Source organism: Mycolicibacillus trivialis (assembly GCF_002102395.1).
In the GTDB taxonomy this organism is placed as follows: Bacteria; Actinomycetota; Actinomycetes; order Mycobacteriales; family Mycobacteriaceae; genus Mycobacterium; species Mycobacterium triviale.
The window spans coordinates 1-1,372 of record NZ_LQPZ01000031.1; the positions used below are offsets into that span (position 1 = coordinate 1).

1 protein-coding gene is annotated in these 1,372 nt (G+C 64.5%); it reads left to right on the top strand.

Going from position 1 to position 1,372, the window contains the following annotated elements; all coding sequences use genetic code 11:
• The first annotated feature begins 51 nt into the window (after positions 1 to 51).
• Positions 52 to 1,343, top strand: a protein-coding gene (locus tag AWC30_RS12175; protein WP_109562044.1) for an IS3 family transposase whose coding sequence is annotated in 2 segments (ribosomal slippage) — positions 52 to 340 and positions 340 to 1,343 — 1,293 coding nt in all. Because the reading frame shifts where the segments join, the coding sequence is not laid out codon by codon here.
• Positions 1,344 to 1,372: the final 29 nt, after the last annotated feature.

A 1,372-nucleotide genomic window follows, 5' to 3' on the forward strand; every position in this document is an offset into this window, starting at 1 on the left:
TGAATCCCCCCGGCGTGTCCGGAGACTCCGTTCCTTGGGAAGGATGGAGTCATGTCAGGGAGTTCATCGAGGAGGTATCCGGCGGAATTGCGTGGGCGGGCGGTGCGGATGGTCGCCGAGATTCGGGAGCAGCATCGTTCGGAGTGGGCGGCGATGCGCAAGGTGGCCGAGTTGCTGGGTGTTGGAACGCCGGAGACCGTGCGCCAGTGGTGTCGGCAAGCTGAGATCGATGCCGGTCAGCGTCCAGGCGTGACCAGTGAGGAATCAGCAGAGCTCAAGCGGCTCAAACGTGAGAATGCCGAGTTGAAGCGGGCCAACGCAATCTTGAAGAGTGCGTCAGCTTTCTTCGCGGCCGAACTCGACCGGCCACTGCGCTGATCGTGGCCTACATCAACGAGCACGTCGGTGTCCGTCGCACCGATGCCGACGGGCCGGGGCTGCGCTGGGGTGTCGAGTCGATCTGCACTGTGCTTACTGAGCTCGGTGTCAAGATCGCCCCTGCGACCTACTACGAACACCGTGGCCGTACACCCACCAAGCGGGAGCTTCGCGACGAGGATCTGAAGACGAAGATCGCCGAGGTTCACGCGGCGAACTACGGCGTCTACGGTGCCCGCAAGGTGTGGCTGACACTGAACCGCGAACGCGCCGACGGGGCGCCACCGGTCGCTCGCTGCACCGTGGAGCGGCTCATGGGCGAACTCGGCCTGGCCGGTGCGGTGCGCGGCAACGTCAAGCGCACCACGATCGCTGATCCACGCACCCCGAAACCGCTGGATCTGGTGGATCGCAATTTCCGGCCACCAGCACCAAACCGCTTGTGGGTGGCCGACTTCACGTATGTGTCCACATGGTCGGGCTGGTGCTACACCGCGTTCGTCATCGACGCCTACGCCCGCCGCATCCTGGGCTGGTCGGTGGCGACCACCATGACCAGCCAACTGGTCGTCGACGCCGTCGACCAGGCGATCTGGACCCGACAACGCGACGGCCACGACCTGGCCGGGCTCATTGCCCACCACGACCACGGCAGCCAATACCTGTCGGTGGCCTACAGCGAGCACCTGGCTGTAGCCGGAATCAAGCCCTCCACCGGTGCTGTCGGGTCGTCGCACGACAACGCGCTGGCTGAATCGGTGATCGGGCTCTACAAAACCGAACTGGTCAAAGCACGCCGGCCCTGGAAGGGCTTCGATGATCTGGAGATCGCCACCGCAGAATGGGTCGATTGGTTCAACCGCCGCCGCCTGCTGCAGTACTGCGATGACCGCACACCCGTCGAAGCCGAAAACGCGCACTACGCTCACCACCAGACCCCGGCAGCCGCCGGAGTCTCAACCTAGAAAGTCTCCGGACACGCCGGGGGGATTCA